Source organism: Kitasatospora sp. NPDC101176 (genome assembly GCF_044768035.1).
Taxonomy (GTDB): domain Bacteria; phylum Actinomycetota; class Actinomycetes; order Streptomycetales; family Streptomycetaceae; genus Kitasatospora.
This window is the reverse complement of the sequence record NZ_JBIWPA010000007.1, coordinates 48311-64249: the sequence shown is the minus strand read 5'-3', so window position 1 is coordinate 64249 and position 15939 is coordinate 48311. Positions and strand designations below refer to the sequence as shown.

Here is a 15939-nt window from a genome sequence, read left to right as displayed (position 1 = left end):
GTGGACTCCGTTGCTCAGCAGGGGTGTTCGGGCTGCCCGAGCCAGGTCCGGGCGAGGTCCTGGACGGCGGAGCCGTCGGGGTCGGCGAGTTTGGCGGCCAGGTAGTCGGCGGCCCAGCGGTTGGCGGGCACCCGGAAGGGGGGCCGTTCGGCGAGCAGGGTGCGCACCACGACTCCGGCGACCTCCCGGGCCGGCTGGCCGGCCGACTCCCAGCCCTGGCCGCCCACCCACTCCAGGTACCCGGCGAAGGTGGGCGCGTACGGGCCGGACGCGGCCCGGATGGTGGCGCGGTTGACGTCCGGGAAGATGCCGAACCGGGTGTCCGGGACGAAGCCGGGCACCACCACGGATACCCGGACGCCGTGGGCGGCCGCGACCGGGGCCAGCGCCTCCAGGAACCCCTCGACGGCGAACTTGGCGGCGCAGTACGCCTCGTTGAAGGGCTGGCCGACGACGCCGTGCACGCTGCCGACGGTGACCAGCCGGCCCCCGGCGGCGCGCAGCAGCGGCAGCGCGGCCCGGCTGACGGTCGCCACGCCGAAGAAGTTGACCTCCAGGTTGGCCCGCAGGGCGGCGTCGGTGGACATCTCCAGGGTCGGGTCGTGGTTGGCGACGCCCGCGTTGTTGACCAGGGCGTCCAGCCGTCCGTGGGTGCGGCGCACCTCCTCCAGGCAGTCGGTGACGGAGCCCGGGTCGGTGACGTCGAGCCGGCGCACCTCCACGGCGACGCCGGCCGCGTCGGCGGCCGCCCGCAGCGCCCCGGCGCGGCCGGGATCGCGCATGGTCGCCACCGTGGTGTACCCGGCCCGGGCCGCGGCGACGGCGGTGGCCAGGCCGATGCCGGAGGACGTCCCGGTGATGAGCAGGACCCGGCCGTCGGCGCGGGCGCCGGCCGGCCGGTCCGGTCCGGGTGCTCCGCCGGTGGGGGTCGCGCCGCCGGGCGCCGCGCTCACGGGGCGCTCTCCGCGAGCGCGTCGGCCCCGTCGGCGTCGTCGGCCCCGTCGGCCGGGGCGGGCGCGGGCGCGGCGGCGTCGAGCAGCGGCTGGATGCCGACCGCCGGGAGGAAGGAGCAGGCGGCCAGCAGGGTGCCGCCGGCCATCACCACCCGGGCCGCGTCCAGGATGCCCAGCGGCCCGGTGAGCAGGCTGACGGCCAGGCCGCCGACCAGCGCGGCCAGCGGGATCACGCCCCAGGTGACGGTCCGGAAGGCGGCGTGCATGACGCCCTGGTTGCGGGAGGTCATCCGGGACTGCCGGGCGGGTGCGCTGCACACGTTGATGCAGGACATGAAGAAGCCGTAGCAGCCCATGGTGACCGCGATCACCGGACCGGCCGGCAGCGCGGGCGCGGCCAGCACGCCGAGGCCGACCAGGCAGTGCAGCAGCAGCGACCAGGCCATCGTCCGGCCGAGGCCGAAGCGCCGGCTGATCCGCGGTGCGACCACCGCGCCGGCCAGCGCGCCGAGTGCCGCGACGGACATGGCCGCGCCGAACACGCCGACCTGGACGCCGAGGCCCCGGTAGGCGAGGACGGGCAGGACGGTGACGAAGACCGGTCCGCCCGAGTTGAGCGTGACGGCGGACAGGACGATCCGGCGCAGCACCGGGTCGGCCCAGTTGAGCCGGAAGCCCCTGGTGAGCCGCTCCCGGACGGAGCCCTCCTCGACCGTCCGCTCGCCCCAAGGGCGCATGGAGCGGAAGCAGACCGCGGAGACCAGGTAGCTGGCCGCGTCGACGAGCAGGGCGCCGACGCCGAGCGCGCCGTACAGGGCGGCCGCGACGGACGGCCCGGCGACCTCGGCGACCGAGCCGCTGCCCTCCAGCCGGGAGTAGGCGCGGACCATGCCGTCCTCGGGCACCACGGCCGGGACGGCGACCAGGTAGCCGACGTTGAAGAAGATGGTCGCGCCGCTGATCACCGCCACGCAGCCGAACAGCAGCGGGGTGGAGAGCACGTCCAGCGCGTACGCGAGCGGGATCGCCGCGACCGCGAGCAGCCGGACCAGGTCGCAGGCGAGCATCGTCCGACGCTTGTCCCAGCGGTCGACCAGCACGCCGGCGATCGGGCCGAGCAGCGGGATGCCGAGGTACTGGGCCATCGCGACGACGCCGACCTGGAGGGCCGAGGCGTGCAGCACGAAGATCATCAGGGTCGGGACGACGAACACCGTGACCTTGTCGCCGACCAGGCTGACGGTCTGCCCGGCCCAGAACAGCTGGAAGCCCCGCCCGAGCGGCGCCGGCCGGCCCGGCGGCGCCGGGGCCTTCGCCGTCACGACTCCTCCCGGACGACCAGGGCCGCGGTCTTGCCGGTGCGGCCGTTGCTGACCAGCGCGTCCACCGGGCGCACCCGGAAGGACTCCGGGTCGTGCTGGAAGGCGGTGCTGAGCGTGAAGGTGGCGGCGAGCAGTTCCTTGCGCAGCCGCTCGGCGTCGGGCGCGGCGCCCGGCCCGTCGGCGAGCAGCAGGACGTCCACCCCGGTGGCCCGGCCGCGCTGCTCGGTGAGCACCACCTGGGCGCGGGCGACGCCGGGCTCGCGTTCGGCCCGGGTGATCAGCTCGTCCACGTCCAGCCCGAGGCCGCGGACCTGGACGACGCTGTCGCGCCGGCCCAGCACCCGCATCGCCGGGCCCGGGCGGCCGCACGGGCAGGCGGTCAACTCGCCCGCGTCGCCGGTGCGGTAGCGCAGCACCGGGTTGAGCATCTCGGGATCGAGGGTGGTGAAGTCGAGCAGGCCGTCGGCGTCCACGTGGACCAGCTGGTGGGGCAGCGGGTGGAAGGTGTCGGCCGGGCAGTCCGGGGTGTTGGTGCCGACCACCCAGGTCTCGGTGCTGCCGAACATCCCCCAGCGCCGGGCCTGCGGCGCCACCACGGCGAGGTCCTCGTCGAGCTGGGGCTGCCAGGCCTCGCCGAGCCAGAGCACCTTGCGCAGCGAGGGGAGCCGGACGCCGGTGGCTCGGGCGTGCGCGAACCAGAGCCGCAGCACGCTGGGCGTGCCGCCGATCGCGGTGACCCCCCGGTCGGCCAGGAAGGCCAGCCAGTCGCCGTACTCCTCGCGGGTGACGGAGCCGAGCGCGATGATCCGGCAGCCCGAGAGGTCGGCGAGCCCGGCGGCGAGGTAGTGCGCGCCCCACATCCGGCCGGCGCCCCAGGCGTTGGCGAAGACGTCGGTGCGGTCGAGCGGCTGCCAGTGCGCGTGCACGCCGGCCATGTAGAAGCCGGTGGGCGCGTAGCCGACCTTGGGGGCGCCGGTGCTGCCGCCGCTCTGGAACAGCCAGGTGGCGGAGTGCTCGGCGGCCGGTTCCAGGTGGGCGAGGGCGGTGTTGAGGTCGTCCTTGGCGAGCGGGGGCAGCGCCGCGAGCCGCTCCAGGGTGTGCACGTTGACGTAGGAGGCGTAGCGGGCGGCCAGCGCGGGGACGCCGCGCAGCCGTTCCAGGGTGCGCCGGGCGACGTCCAGCCGGGGCTCGGCGGCCTCGGGGGGCAGGGAGAAGGAGGCGGTCATCGGGGGTCCGTCCGGTGGGTCGGGTCGAGGGTCAGCGGGCGGGCGCCGTCGGCGAGCCACTTGGCGTGGCCGTCGCGATAGGCGGTGAAGCGGGCGCGGGTGACGTCGCGCTGGAGGGTGCGCTCCGGGTCGCTGAAGTCGGGGGCGATGACGCCGTCCGGTTCGAGTTCGGAGAACCAGTACCGCTCGCCGTCGTACAGGAAGTCGACGCAGAAGAACGGGATCGGCAACCGCTCGGCGAACCAGGCGGTGGCGGCGGCGAGTTCGGGCGGCACGGGCGGGAACTCCATGGCGCCGCCGCGGCTGGCGTTGGCGACCGGCGAGCCGGCCTCCGGGGTCCGCTTCATCACCGCGTGGGGCCGGCCGTCGACGACGTAGACCCGGTAGTCGATGGTGCCGTCGCCGAGGTACGGCTGGACGACGAGGGTGGTGTCGCCGCCCTGGGCGAGGCTCGCCAGGCCCCGGATGTCCTCGGGGCCGCGGGCCAGGTTGATCCCGCCGCCGCCGCACCAGCCGGCCGGCTTGACGATGGCCGGGTAGGTCATGCCCCCGAGCGCGACCTCGTAGACGTGCTTGCTGATGTCGCGCCCGGTGCCGATCCGCACGGTCGGGATGGTCGGCACGGGGGATCCCGCCAGGAACAGCAGGGTGGCCAGCTTGTCGTTGCCGATCAGCGAGACCTGCGGCGGGAACGGCAGGTAGAAGCCGGCCTGTTCGAGCACCGCGTAGAGCGCGTACTGGTTGAAGACGTCCATCGACTGGTACGGCAGCGAGTACAGCGCGGTGATGAACAGGGTGTCCTCGGGGGTGACGGGCTCGTCGTCGACGTAGACCCGGGGCCGGCCGGGGCCGGTGGCGTCTACCGTGACGGCCTCCGGGGCGTGCCTGGTCCAGCGCAGCCCGAGGTCGGCGGCGCACTCGGCGTACAGGTCCCAGAAGAAGCCGTGCCACATCCCGGCCATCCGGGAGGACTCCCGGTCGGGGAAGATCCAGCACAGGCGGCGCAGTTCGCCGGCCGGGGCGGGTGTGCTCATCGTGCTCCTCGCGGTGTGGCGGACTGCCCGGACCACCAGCGGCGGCCGGCCTCGGGGAGGGTGTCCACCGGGTCGAAGTAGGGGTGGCGCCGGTCGAGCGGGGCCTGCGGGCCGTCGTCGCCGTCCAGGCTGGTGCGGTAGTTCTTCGTCCAGTACGAGATGCCGCGCTCGCGGTCGTAGGCGACCGCCTGGTGGACCCACCGCTTGCCGACGTCGGGGACGTCGCAGACCAGGCGTGGCGTGGCGTAGCCGGGCAGGTAGCCCATGATCGCCTCCTGGAGGTGCTGCGCCCGGTGCAGCGGGGTCCGCCAGTGCTCCGCGCCGGGGATGACGTCGCAGAGGTAGAAGTAGTACGGCAGGACGTTCGCCTCGCCCTGCAGGGCGAAGCAGAGGTCCAGCAGGTCCTCCGGGGTGTCGTTGACGCCGCGCATCAGCACGCCCTGGTTGCGGACGTCCCGGACGCCCGCGTCCAGCAGCGCCCTGGCGGCCTCGGCGACCAGCGGGGTGACGGACCGCACGTGGTTGGCGTGGGTGTGCACGGCGAGGTTGACGGCGCGGCGGGCGGCCAGGTCGGCGACCCGGGCCACGCCCTCCAGCACCCGGGGCTGCAGCCAGTGCTGGGGCAGCCCGACCACGGCCTTGCTGGCGAGCCGGATGTCCCGGACGGAGCCGAGGTCCAGCAGCCGCAGCAGGAAGGACTCCAGGCGCGGCCACGGGACGTTGGCGAGGTCGCCGCCGGAGACCACGACGTCGCGCACCGCCGGGGTGCGCTTGAGGTAGTCGAGCATCTGCTCCTGCCGGTCGGCGGGGCGCAGCAGCAGCCGGGTCTTGGCGACCTGCGGGGTGGAGGTGCCGACCAGGTCCATCCGGGTGCACTGCCCGCAGTACTGCGGGCAGGTCGCGGTCAGCTCGGCCAGCACCTTGGTGGGGTAGCGGTGCGTCAGCCCCTCGACGGCCCACATCTCGGCCTCGTGGAGGGAGTCCCGCTCGGCCCGCGGATGGCTGGGCCACCGCGGGTGCCGGTCGGCGCGCACCGGCAGCATGTAGCGGCGCACCGGGTCGGCCAGGAACGCCTCGGTGTAGGCCGCCGGGGCGTCCGGGGCGTCCGGGGCCATGGTGTTCAGCATCTGCGGCGGCAGCAGCATCGGCATGGTGGCGAACTGCGCCTGGTCGGCAGCGAGTTCCTCGTAGAACCGGTCGGTCAGCAGCGGGCCGGTGACGGCCCGCAGCTGGCGGGCCGTCTTGACCGAGTGGGAGCGCTGCCACTGCGGGTCGCGCCACTGGGCGTCCGTCACGTCGCGCCAGCCCGGCAGCCGCCGCCAGTCCGGTTCGACCAGGGGCGTGCGCGTGTACTGGTACGGCTGGCGGATCTCGGGGTGGTCCATGGCCGGCTACTGGCCGGCGGGGGCGGTGAGCAGGCCGGCGAGGCGGGTCCGCAGTTCGCGCTTGAGCACCTTGCCGGTCGGCCCGAGCGGGAAGTCCTCCGGGGTGCGGGCGATCCGGACGGCGGCGAGTGCGGCCAGTCCGGCCCCGGCCAGCGCCTCGTTGGCCGCCGTCCGTACCCGCTCGGTGTCGGCGTCGGCCGCCCCGGCCTGCAACTGGACGACGGCGACGGGGTGTTGGCCCTCGCCCGCGGCGCCGGGCAGGCCGATGACGGAGCAGTCCCGCACCAGGTCGGCGCAATCCGCCAGCAGCACCTCCTCGATCGGCAGGCTGTGCACCGGGCCGTCGGCGGTGTCGATGACGTCCACCGTGCGGTCGAGGTGGTAGAAGCGGCCGTCCGGGTCGCGGCGGGCGAGGTCGCCGGTGAGCCAGTAGCCGGCCAGCTCGAAGCTGCCGGTCAGCCGCGGGTCGTTCCAGTAGCCCGGGGTCCGGGAGGGGGTGACGACGCCGAGCATGCCGACGGTGCCGTCGGGGACCTCGGCGCCGTCCTGGTCGAGCACGGCGGCCTTCAGGACGACCTCCAGCGGCCTGCCGACGCAGCGGTCGTCGCGGGGGCTCTCCGGGGTGGTGACCTGCCCGAACAGCGCCATGCCCATCTCGGAGGAGCCGAGGCCGTCGACGAACTGGGAACCGGGCAGGGCGGGTTGCTCGGCCTTCTCCTGCGGCAGCAGCCAGGGCCGGATCAGTCCGGCGGGCCGCTCGCCGAGCGTCACCAGCCGCCGGATGTGGCCGTGGTGCGCGCTGTCGCCGGTGTTGAACCAGGAGTGCACCCGGGCGGCGCCGCGGACGGGGAGCTCGCCGGTGGCGAGTTCCACGAAGGTACGCGGGAAGGAGGCGACCATCGTCGGCTGGAAGGCCTCCATCACCGGCTCGACGACGGCACGCCGCCAGTCGGCCATGACCACGGTGGGCAGGCCGAGCAGGGTGGCGGTGAGGAAGTAGCTCAGACCGCCGGCGTGGGTGTGCGGCATCAGCGACATCAGCCGGTCGTAGGGCTCGGCGGGGAAGCGCTCCATGCGCGGCTGCTTGCCGTCCCAGAACTGGCGGTGGGCCAGCATGGTGGACTTGGGCGTGCCGGTCGTGCCCGAGGAGTGGATGAGGGCCACCACGTCGTCCGCGGCGTGCCGGTACGGGTACGCGGCGGGCAGCCCGGCGGACGCGGCGTCGAAGGCCTGCACCTCGGCGGCGAGCGCGACGAAGCGCGGGCGGCGCTGCGGGGCCTCGCGGTAGGCGGCGGCCAGCCGGGTGGGGTCGTCGGCGACGACGCCGACCACGCCGACGTGGTCCAGGTAGCGGACCATCACGTCGTGCCGCATGGCGTCGTTGACCAGCGCGGGGACGGCGCCGAGCGCGGTCAGCGCCAGGAAGTGCAGCAGCGGTTCGAGACCCTCGCCGACCACGATGGCCACCGGCTCGCCGGGGCGCACCCCGTTGGCGTGGTACCAGGCGGCATAGCGGTCGCGCAGGGCGGCGAGGTCGAGCAGGCTGTGGCCGCGCAGCACCACCTCGCCGCGGTGGTCGGTGCGGTGGGTGAAGGCGAACGGCACGGCGCGGTTGGGGTTGGCCGCGATCGCGTGGTCGAGGAAGTTGCCGGCCCCGAGGGCGGGTTCGGTCATCAGCCGCTGTCGGGCGGCGAGGGGGGCGATGGAACTCTGGTCGCTCATGGCGGTCTCCGGACGTGGGGTGCCGGGCGCGGGTTCTCGTGAAACCGGCGCCGGGTGGGGAGAGGGTCGTGCGTGGGGAGGGGTGGTGCGGGTGCGCGGTGCGGTGCGGTCAGCCGCGGGCGAGGACCTCGGCGACGACGCGGTGGGCGGAGCGGATCGCGCCCTCCATCAGCCCGAAGTAGGCGGTGCTGGTCTCGGTGCCGGCCCAGTGCACGCGCCCGTGCGGGGTGGTCAGCGTGGGGCCGAGTCGCGGCCAGTCGCCGGGGCCCAGCAGGGCGGCGTAACAGCCCTTGCTGTAGGGGTCGTTGAGCCAGTCGGTGACGTGGCAGTCGGTCGGTTCGGGCAGCATCGGGAAGAGCTGGGCGGCCTGTTCGGCGGCCGCCGCGCGCTGCTGGCGGGCGGTGAGTGCGGCGAAGCGGTGCGCCTCGGCGCCGGTGACGAAGCCGGTCAGTACGCCGATCCGGCCCTCGGTGGGGGAGTCGTCGACGGTGGAGAGCAGTGGCCCTCGGGCGTTCACCGACCAGCCGGAGAGGCCGTGGTCGCGCCAGACCGGCTCCGGGTAGACCAGGTGCACCTTGACGGCGCAGCCGCGTGCGGTGCGGTCGCCGGCCCGCGGCACCGGCAGTCCGGGGCGGAAGTCGATCGCGTCGGCGAGCAACGGCGGCAGGGCGAGGACGGCGACGTCCGCCCGGTGGCTGCCATGCGCGGTGTGCGCGGTGACGGCGTCGGCGTCCTGGTGGACGGCCCGGACGGGCTCGCCGAGCCGCACCCGGGGGCCGAGCCGCTCGGCCAGCCGTTCGCACACCTGGTGGGCCCCGCCGGCGATGCGGTCCTGCTGGGCGCCGCCGGCGAAGGCGTTGAGGTAGCGGAGCCCGCCGCCGGAGCGCAGGTAGAAGGCGAGGTGGAGGACGGAGACGTCGGCCGGGTCGGCGGCGGTCATTTCGCCGAGGAAGAGCGGGAAGAAGAGCCGGGCGTCCGGGTGGCGGAGCTGCTGCTCGGCCCAGTCGGCGGCGGTGAGGGCGTCCAGCCGCTCGGCGTCCGGGGTCAGCCAGGGGGCCTCCGGGTGGACGGCGGCGGTGAGTTCGGCCAGTTGCTCGAACAGGTCGCCGAGGGCGACGGCGTTGAGCGGCGGGAACCGGCCGTCCCGGGTCGCGGCCCGGCCCGGGGCGGCGGACGGGTCGGGGTCGAGGGCGAAGCGGCTGGCGCCGAGCATCGTGGTCGGGGTGGTCTTGAGGCCCAGCTCGGCCATCAGGGCGAGCAGTTCGGTGTGCCGGTCGCCCAGGTAGGCGGCGCCGGCGTCGACCCAGGCGCCGGGGGCGGCTTCGATGCCGTGGGTGCGTCCGCCGACCCGGTCGCGGGCCTCCAGGACGGTCACCCGGTACCCGCGCGCGGCCAGCCCGGTGGCTGCGGTGAGCCCGGCGATCCCGGCGCCGACCACGACGGCGGAGGGGCCGGTGCGCCCGCTCATCCGGTGGCCGTGATTCTCTGGGCGAGGCCGGCCGGGGTGGTGGCCTGCAGGAACTCCTCGAAGGTCAGTTCCACGCCGTGGTCGCGGGCGACGGCGCTGAGGACCCGGGTGGCGACCAGGGAGTCGCCGCCGAGCTCGAAGAAGTCCGAGTCGGCCGTCACGTCCTCGCGTTCCAGGACGCGGCGGAAGACGGCCACCAGGGCCTCTGGTGTGGCGGTGGTGGTGAGGTCAGTGCTCAACGGAGGTCTCCTTCGACCTGTCGTGGGCGTAGCGGAGGTGGCAGGCGGCCCGGTCGACCTTGCCGCTCGGGGTGTGGACGAGCCGCGGGACGACGGTGATCCGCCCGGGCACCAGGTGGCCGGGCACCCGGGCCCTGAGGTGGGAGAGCAGCGCGGCGTCCAGGCCGTCGGCCGAGGCGTGGCGGCGGGCCACCACGTACGCGACCAGGGTGGTGCGGCCGGCCGCGGTGGTGCCGGTGACGGCCGCGGCGGTGACGTCGGGGTGCGCGGTGAGCTGGGCCTCGATCTCGGCCGGGTCGACCCGGATCCCGCGGACCTTCAACTCGCCGTCCAGGCGCCCCTGGTGGGTGAGCAGGCCGTCCGGGCCGCGGCTCACCCGGTCGCCGGTGCGGAAGTACCGCTCGCCGTCGAGGGTGGTGAACCGGGCGGCCGTCGCCTCGGGCAGGCCGAGGTAGCCGAGCGCGACGCCCGGCCCGCCGACCAGCAACTCGCCGTTGTCGTCGAGGCGTTCGACGACGTGCGGCAGGGCGCGGCCGATCGGTGCGGGGGCGGTGCCGTCCCAGTGCCGCTCGGGTGCGAGCGGTCCGGCGAGGTCGACGGCGTGGGTGATCTGGGTGGTCTCGGTGCAGCCGTAGGTGTTCAGCAGTCGGATCCGCCCGGTGTCCAGCCGGCTCCAGTCGGCCAGCCGGGCCGGGTTGGCCGCCTCGCCACCGATCACCAACAGGCGTAGGCAGGAGGGGAGTCGGTCGCCACCGTCGACCAGGTGGTGGACGAGTTCGTGCCAGAAGGCGGTCGGCAGGTCGAGGACGGTGATCCGCTCGCGCTCGACCATCCGCAGGAAGCGCGGGAAGGACCCGCTGTGCGCGTCGGGGTCGAGGACGAGGGTGGCGCCCGCGGTGAGCGCCGGGAGGATCTCCTCGAAGCAGGTGTCCCAGTTGAGCGAGGCGAACTGGAGCACCCGGTCGTCGGGGGTGAGTCGGAAGAGCCCCCGCAGCGCGTGGGCCGTGGCCGCTGCGGCACGGCGGGGGGTGGCGACGGGTTTCGGCTGCCCGGTCGAACCCGACGTGAACAGAATGTAAGCCGGTTGTTCCGGGCCGTATTCGGCGCGATCCGGCGGGCGGGTGCCCGGCGGATCTCCGGGGAATTCCAGGAGCGTCGGTAACTCGACTAATCGGAGGTCGAGTCGGGTGGTCGGCGCGTCCCGGCCGGCCACCTGCACCCGACAGTTCGCGGACGCCGACATGGCTTGTCGGCGCACCGTCGGGAATGCCGGATCGACGGGGCAATACACGCCCCCGGCGGTCAGCACGCCGAGAAGTGCGACCACCGTTTCGGCCGTGTGGACGGCCGGCACGGCGACCGTGCCCGGGTCCGGCCCCAGCCGTGTGGCCAGGGTGTTCGCCAGCTCCGCGAGCCGGCCGTAACCGATACTGCGTCCTTGCTGAACCACCGCTGGGCGGTGGGGATTTCGACGTGCCATTTCCGTGAACGCGTCGATCAGGTCGGGAGTGACCTGGAGGGTGTCGCGATTAATTGACATGCCCGCCCCAAATGACGCTGTCGAATGCTCATCCGTGCTCGGCGAACGGCGACTCTACCGTCGAACATGCGTTGCGACAATGGATGTTGGGGATGCAGTTCGAGGGGGGCGTGCTCGAAGTGTGAAGCCACCCGGGCCGGTTCGGTCGTTCGGGTGAGGACGACGTCGCGCCGGGCCGCGGCGGACCGTACCGACGGCGCCCCCCGGACCATCCGACGGACGGTCAGGAGCCCAGCGGGGCCTCCCAGACCACCCGGGTGCCACCGTCGTCGCCCGGCCCGACCGCGAACGTCCCGCCCACCCGCTCGGCGCGCTCGGCGAGGTTGCGCAGCCCGCTGCGCCGGCCCCCCTCGGTGACCCCCACCCCGTCGTCGGAGACGGTCAGCGCCACCCGCCCCGCCAGCGCCCGCAGCGTCACCTCCACCCGGCTCGCCCGGGCGTGCCGGGCCGCGTTGCTGAGCGCCTCGCCGAGCACGGCCACCACGTGCTCGGCCAGCTCCTGCGGCACGTCGGTGTCCAGCAGGCCCTCCATGCTCAGCCGCGGCGCGAACCCGAGCGTCCCCTGCGCCTCGGCGACGGCCCGAGTGGCCCGGGCCCGCAGACCGCGGTCCGGCTCGCTGTGCGCGCGTAGCCCGAAGATGGTCGAACGGATGATCTTGATGGTCTCGTCCAGGTCCGCCACCGCCCGGGCCACCCGGTCCGCGGCGGCCGGGCTGTCGATCAGCCGTCCGGCGCTCTGCAGCGTCATGCCGGTGGCGAACAGCCGCTGGATCGCCAGGTCGTGCAGGTCACGGGCGATCCGGTCGCGGTCCTCCAGCAGGGTCAGCTGCTCGGCGTCGCGGCGCCGCTCGGCCAGCTCCAGGGCCAGCGCCGCCTGGTCCGCGAAACCCAGCAGCGGCCCGGTCTCGTCCGGCCCGAAACCCGGCTGCCCCGCCGCCCGGGCCAGCAGCAGCACGCCCCGCCCGTACCCCGCCCCGGTGCCCAGCGGCACCGCGACCGCCGGGCCCAGCCCCGCGAACCGCCCCGCCGGCCCGGCCGGGTAGCGGGCGTCGCAGGCCAGTTCGTCACTGGTCACCGGGGACCCGCAGGCGTACGCGGCGCCCGACAGCGTGCCGTCCACCGGCACCGTCACCCCCAGCCGCGCCGACGGCTCCCCGCCCAGCGCCACCTCCACCGTCAGCTCCGCCGCCGGTTCCTGCGGACCGGCCACCGCCACCGAGACGTCCGCCAGGTCGGCGCCCGCGATCTCCCGCGCCCGGCGGGCGATCAGCTCCACCACCTCCAGCCGCGGCGCCCCCGACAGCAGGCTGCGGGAGATCTCCGCGCTCGCCCGCAGCCAGCGCTGGCGCAGCTGCGCCTCCTCGTACAGCCGGGCGTTGTCGATCGCCACCCCGGCCGCGACCGCGAGGGTGGCGATCACCGCCTCGTCGTCGGCGTCGAAGTCCAGACCGCCGCGCTTGTCCGTGAGGTACAGGTTGCCGAACACCTCGCCGTGCACCCGCACCGGCACCCCCAGGAAGGTGTGCATCGGCGGATGGTTCGGCGGGAAGCCCACCGAGGCCGGGTGCTCGGACAGCACCGGGCAGCGCAGCGGCTGCGGATCACGGATCAGCTCGCCCAGGATGCCCCGGCCGGACGGCGGCGGACCGACCTCGGCGATCTCCTCCTCCGACATCCCCACCGTCAGGAACTGCGACAGCGTGTGCCCGTCCGGGCCGATCACGCCGAGCGCGCCGTAGCGGGCGTCCACCAGGTCGACGGCCGCCTCGACGATGCGGTGCAGCGCCTGTGCGAGGTCCAGCTCCCGGCCGACCGCGAGCACCGCCTCCAGCAGGCTGTGCACCCGGTCCCTGGTCCCGCGCGCCGCGTCGATCCGCCACTGGAGCTCCTCCAGCAGCTCGTCCAGGCGCAGCCGGGGCATCCGCGCGCCGCCGCCCGCCGCGCTGCCGTCCGCTCCGCCCACCGGTGTCCTCCTCGTGTCCGCCCCGCGCGCCGCACCCGCTGCCCCGGGTGCCGTCCCACCTGCGGGATCGCCCGGTTCACCGTAGTGCCCGGGTGTCGGCTCACCGCACGCCGGGGTCGGCCGTACGCTCCGCCGGGCGGGCCTTTCGTCCCGTCCCCCGGGGTCCTCGGGCCCCTGTCGACGGCCGCCGCGCACCGCCAGGGTGGGGGAGGAGCGGACGGGCCGTCAGTGCGCCGCCGCCCGGCGCCGACCCGCCGGACCGACACAGTGGAGGACCTCGTGAGTGAGCGGAGCGCGTACGTCAACGAGAGTGGCGGGCACCCGGTGCCGGCCGTGCTGGCCGGGGTCGACGGCTCGCCGCAGAGCACCGCCGCCGCCCACTGGGCCGCCGGGGAGGCCCGGCTGCGCGGCGTGCCGCTGCGCCTGGTGCACGCCTGGCCGTGGCTGACCGACGGCGAATCGGCCTTCGCCGAGCCCGACGACCTGCCCGCGGCCGCGCAGCGGGTCCTCGCCGCGGCCGCCGGGGAGGTCCGCGAGCGTCACCCCGGCCTGGAGGTGCGGACCGACGGCGTGCTGGACGCGCCGGTCGACGGCCTGGTCGCCGCCGCGGCCGACACCGATCTGCTGGTGCTCGGCTCCCGCGGCCGCGGCGGCTTCACCGGCCTGCTGCTCGGCTCGGTGAGCATGGCCGCCGCCGCCCGCAGCAGCGTGCCGGTGGTCGTGGTGCGCGAACCCGGCACGGCCGGCGGCGGCGACGGGCCCGAGGTCGTGGTCGGCGTCGACGCGCAGGACCCGCAGGACGAGGTGCTCGCCTTCGCCTTCCGCGAGGCGGCCCTGCGCGGCGCCCGGGTGCGGGCCGTGCACGGCTGGGACCTCCCGCCGGTGTTCGGCTACGCGGGCGGTGCCGTACCGGCCACCGAGATCGCCCAGCTGGAGGCCCTGGAGGCCAAACTGCTCTCGCTCGCCGTGGCCGCGGAACGCGAGCGGCACCCCGGCACCGCGGTGGTCGAGGACGTCCGGCTGGGGGCCGCCCGCGGCCTGGTGGACGCTTCTGCCGGGGCCGCTCTGGTGGTCGTCGGCCGGCGGCACCGGTCGATCGAGTTCGGCCCCCGGCTCGGCCGGGTCGCGCACGCGGTGCTGCACCACGCGCAGGCGCCGGTCGCCGTCGTCCCGCACGGCTGACCGGCGGGCACCCGGCCCGGGCCCCGGACCGCCGTCGCACCCGCCCGGCGTCCCGTCCGACGGGCGGGTGCGACGACGGGCCGTTGGACCCTGGCGCCCGCCGCGCCCCCGGCGCAGGCTCGGAAGCAGCGAGGTCACGGCGTCCGTCCGGGCGGGCGGACCCCGGGGCGGGCCGACGGCCCCCGCCGGGCGCGCCGCGACCTCCGGTCCGGCACGGCACGCGGTCCCGCGGTCCCGCGTTCAGTGTTCCCGCGTCCCCGTGCGACGGCCGGACCCCGGACACGTCCCAGGAGTGGATCACCATGACCGGCACCTCCCTCCCCCTGACCCTCACCCCGGCGGACCTGCAGCTGCTCGCCCTCGCGGGCGGCGCGGCGCCGTCGCTGCACAACAGCCAGCCGTGGCGCTTCACGCCGACCCCGGACGGGCACGGACTCGCCGTGCACACCGACCCCGGCCGCGCGGTGCCGCTCGCCGACCCGACGGGCGCGGCGCAGCACATCGCCGTCGGCGCCGCCGTGTTCAACCTCCGGGTCGCCGCCGCGCGGCTCGGCCGCGACCCGGTGGTCCGGCTGCTCCCGGACGAGGCCGACCCGACCCTGCTGGCCGTCCTCGACCTCGCCGCCCCGGCCCGCAGCCGGCGCCCGTTCGGCCGCGACCTCTACCCCGCCATCACCGCCCGGCACTCCAGCCGCCAGCCGTTCGCCCAGCGCGACGTGCCCGAGGCGGTCCTCGGCGAGCTGATCGGCGCCGCCGGGGAGGAGGGCCTGGTGCTCGCCCCGCTGGAGGAGGCCGGCGTCCGCCGGGTGCTGGCGCTCACCGCCGAGGCCGAGCACCGCAACACCGCCGACCCGGCCCGCTCGGCCGAGACCCGCGACTGGCTGCGCGCCGGGCCGGGCGCCGCGCCCGACGGCACTCCCGGCGCCGCCGGGGACGGCATCCCGTACGAGGCCCTGGGCCCGCAGGACCACGACGCCCGCGTCCCGATGCGGGAGTTCGCCGGCCGCCCGCCGCACCGGCCCGCGCAGCCCTCCCGCCGCTTCGAGGCGCTGCCCCAGCTGTGCACCCTCGCCACCGGCGGCGACGGGCCGGTGGACTGGCTGGCCACCGGGCAGGCCCTGCAGCACGTCTGGCTGCTGGCCACGGTGCACGGCGTACGGCTGACGGTCTGGCACCAGGCCGTCGAGTGGCCGGACACCCGGTGGGCGCTGCGCGACCCGGCCGAGGGGCCGGGGCACGTCCAGCTCGTCCTGCGGGTCGGCTACGGGCCGCCCGGGGCGGCGACCCCCAGGCGGCCGGTCACCGAGCTGCTCGGCGGCTCCTGAGCCGGCGGGGCCCGCTGCCCGCGACGGACCGCGGGCTCAGCGCGGGCGGGAGGCCGGCGGCAGCACCTGGGCCCTGAGCCGCAGCTCCGGGCTGCGGCGGAAGGAGAGGGTGAACTCCACCCACTGGCCGGCCCGCAGCGGCGGCGGGTCGGCGATCAGCAGGTCGGAGTCCTCCGGGGACATCACCAGCTCGCCGCGGCCCGGGACGGGCAGCGCGGCCACCGGCTCCCAGCGGCCTGCCGCCCCCTGGTGCAGATGCCGCTTCAGGGTGACGTGACCGCCGAACTCCCAGCGTGCGCCGACCAGTTCGTCCGAGACGTCGCCCGGGTTGCGGACCGTGAAGAAGGCCGCCACCGCCGGGGCGGCGCCGGTCGGCAGCAGCACCCACCCCGGCCCGGCCTCCACCGGCCGGGCCCGGCCGGCACCGCCGACCGCCGTCCACCCGGTCAGCAGGGCGAGCGCCAGCACCGCCGCGCCGACCGGGGGCGCGACCGCCCGGAAGCGCTCGGCGCGCCCGCTCGTCCGCCGTCCGCTGGTCCGCGGCCCGTTCACCCGTCCGTCCGCCCGTCGCCCGCTCATC

At 75.8% G+C, this 15939-nt stretch carries 13 protein-coding genes; 2 read left to right on the top strand and 11 right to left on the bottom strand.

Annotation, left to right across the window (positions count from 1 at the left end; genetic code table 11):
* Window positions 1–14 precede the first annotated feature (14 nt).
* The 10 genes from ACIRS1_RS13370 to ACIRS1_RS13325 form a co-directional block, all read right to left on the bottom strand.
* On the bottom strand, window positions 15–953 hold the full coding sequence (locus tag ACIRS1_RS13370; RefSeq protein WP_402839036.1) for an SDR family NAD(P)-dependent oxidoreductase: 939 nt from the start codon (window positions 951–953) through the stop codon (window positions 15–17).
* A complete protein-coding gene (locus ACIRS1_RS13365; RefSeq protein ID WP_402839034.1) occupies window positions 950–2275 on the bottom strand; it encodes an MFS transporter in 1326 nt (441 codons plus the stop codon). Before ACIRS1_RS13365 ends, ACIRS1_RS13370 begins: the two co-directional genes overlap by 4 nt.
* The gene (locus ACIRS1_RS13360; protein ID WP_402839032.1) at window positions 2272–3501 is read right to left on the bottom strand and encodes an AMP-binding protein; all 1230 of its coding nucleotides are present in this window, start codon (window positions 3499–3501) and stop codon (window positions 2272–2274) included. The genes ACIRS1_RS13365 and ACIRS1_RS13360 overlap by 4 nt, the downstream gene beginning before the upstream one ends.
* Entirely contained in the window at window positions 3498–4535 is a 1038-nt protein-coding gene (locus ACIRS1_RS13355) for a hypothetical protein (protein ID WP_360210370.1), read from the bottom strand. Before ACIRS1_RS13355 ends, ACIRS1_RS13360 begins: the two co-directional genes overlap by 4 nt.
* Window positions 4532–5920, bottom strand: coding sequence for a KamA family radical SAM protein (locus ACIRS1_RS13350; RefSeq protein WP_402839030.1), 1389 nt, complete (start codon window positions 5918–5920; stop codon window positions 4532–4534). The genes ACIRS1_RS13355 and ACIRS1_RS13350 overlap by 4 nt, the downstream gene beginning before the upstream one ends.
* Before the next feature lie 6 nt (window positions 5921–5926).
* Window positions 5927–7642: a class I adenylate-forming enzyme family protein gene (locus ACIRS1_RS13345; protein WP_402839028.1), complete on the bottom strand. Its 1716-nt coding sequence runs from the start codon at window positions 7640–7642 to the stop codon at window positions 5927–5929.
* Between the two features lie 109 nt (window positions 7643–7751).
* Window positions 7752–9110, bottom strand: a complete 1359-nt coding sequence (locus tag ACIRS1_RS13340) for a flavin monoamine oxidase family protein (protein WP_402839026.1) — start codon at window positions 9108–9110, stop codon at window positions 7752–7754.
* Window positions 9107–9349, bottom strand: coding sequence for a phosphopantetheine-binding protein (locus tag ACIRS1_RS13335; protein ID WP_360210378.1), 243 nt, complete (start codon window positions 9347–9349; stop codon window positions 9107–9109). Before ACIRS1_RS13335 ends, ACIRS1_RS13340 begins: the two co-directional genes overlap by 4 nt.
* The gene (locus ACIRS1_RS13330; protein ID WP_402839283.1) at window positions 9339–10829 is read right to left on the bottom strand and encodes an AMP-binding protein; all 1491 of its coding nucleotides are present in this window, start codon (window positions 10827–10829) and stop codon (window positions 9339–9341) included. Before ACIRS1_RS13330 ends, ACIRS1_RS13335 begins: the two co-directional genes overlap by 11 nt.
* A gap of 283 nt (window positions 10830–11112) precedes the next feature.
* The gene (locus tag ACIRS1_RS13325) at window positions 11113–12810 is read right to left on the bottom strand and encodes a GAF domain-containing sensor histidine kinase (protein WP_360210390.1); all 1698 of its coding nucleotides are present in this window, start codon (window positions 12808–12810) and stop codon (window positions 11113–11115) included.
* 321 nt (window positions 12811–13131) lie between these two features.
* Between ACIRS1_RS13325 and ACIRS1_RS13320 the strand changes: the two genes are divergently transcribed.
* Both ACIRS1_RS13320 and ACIRS1_RS13315 read left to right on the top strand, forming a co-directional pair.
* Window positions 13132–14034 carry a universal stress protein gene (locus ACIRS1_RS13320; RefSeq protein WP_402839025.1) on the top strand — a complete coding sequence of 301 codons (903 nt, stop codon included), beginning with the start codon at window positions 13132–13134 and terminating at the stop codon, window positions 14032–14034.
* 302 nt (window positions 14035–14336) lie between these two features.
* On the top strand, window positions 14337–15359 hold the full coding sequence (locus ACIRS1_RS13315; RefSeq protein ID WP_402839023.1) for an Acg family FMN-binding oxidoreductase: 1023 nt from the start codon (window positions 14337–14339) through the stop codon (window positions 15357–15359).
* A gap of 36 nt (window positions 15360–15395) precedes the next feature.
* Here ACIRS1_RS13315 and ACIRS1_RS13310 read toward each other — a convergent pair whose 3' ends face one another.
* Window positions 15396–15911: a copper chaperone PCu(A)C gene (locus ACIRS1_RS13310; RefSeq protein WP_402839021.1), complete on the bottom strand. Its 516-nt coding sequence runs from the start codon at window positions 15909–15911 to the stop codon at window positions 15396–15398.
* Between the last annotated feature and the right edge of the window lie 28 nt (window positions 15912–15939).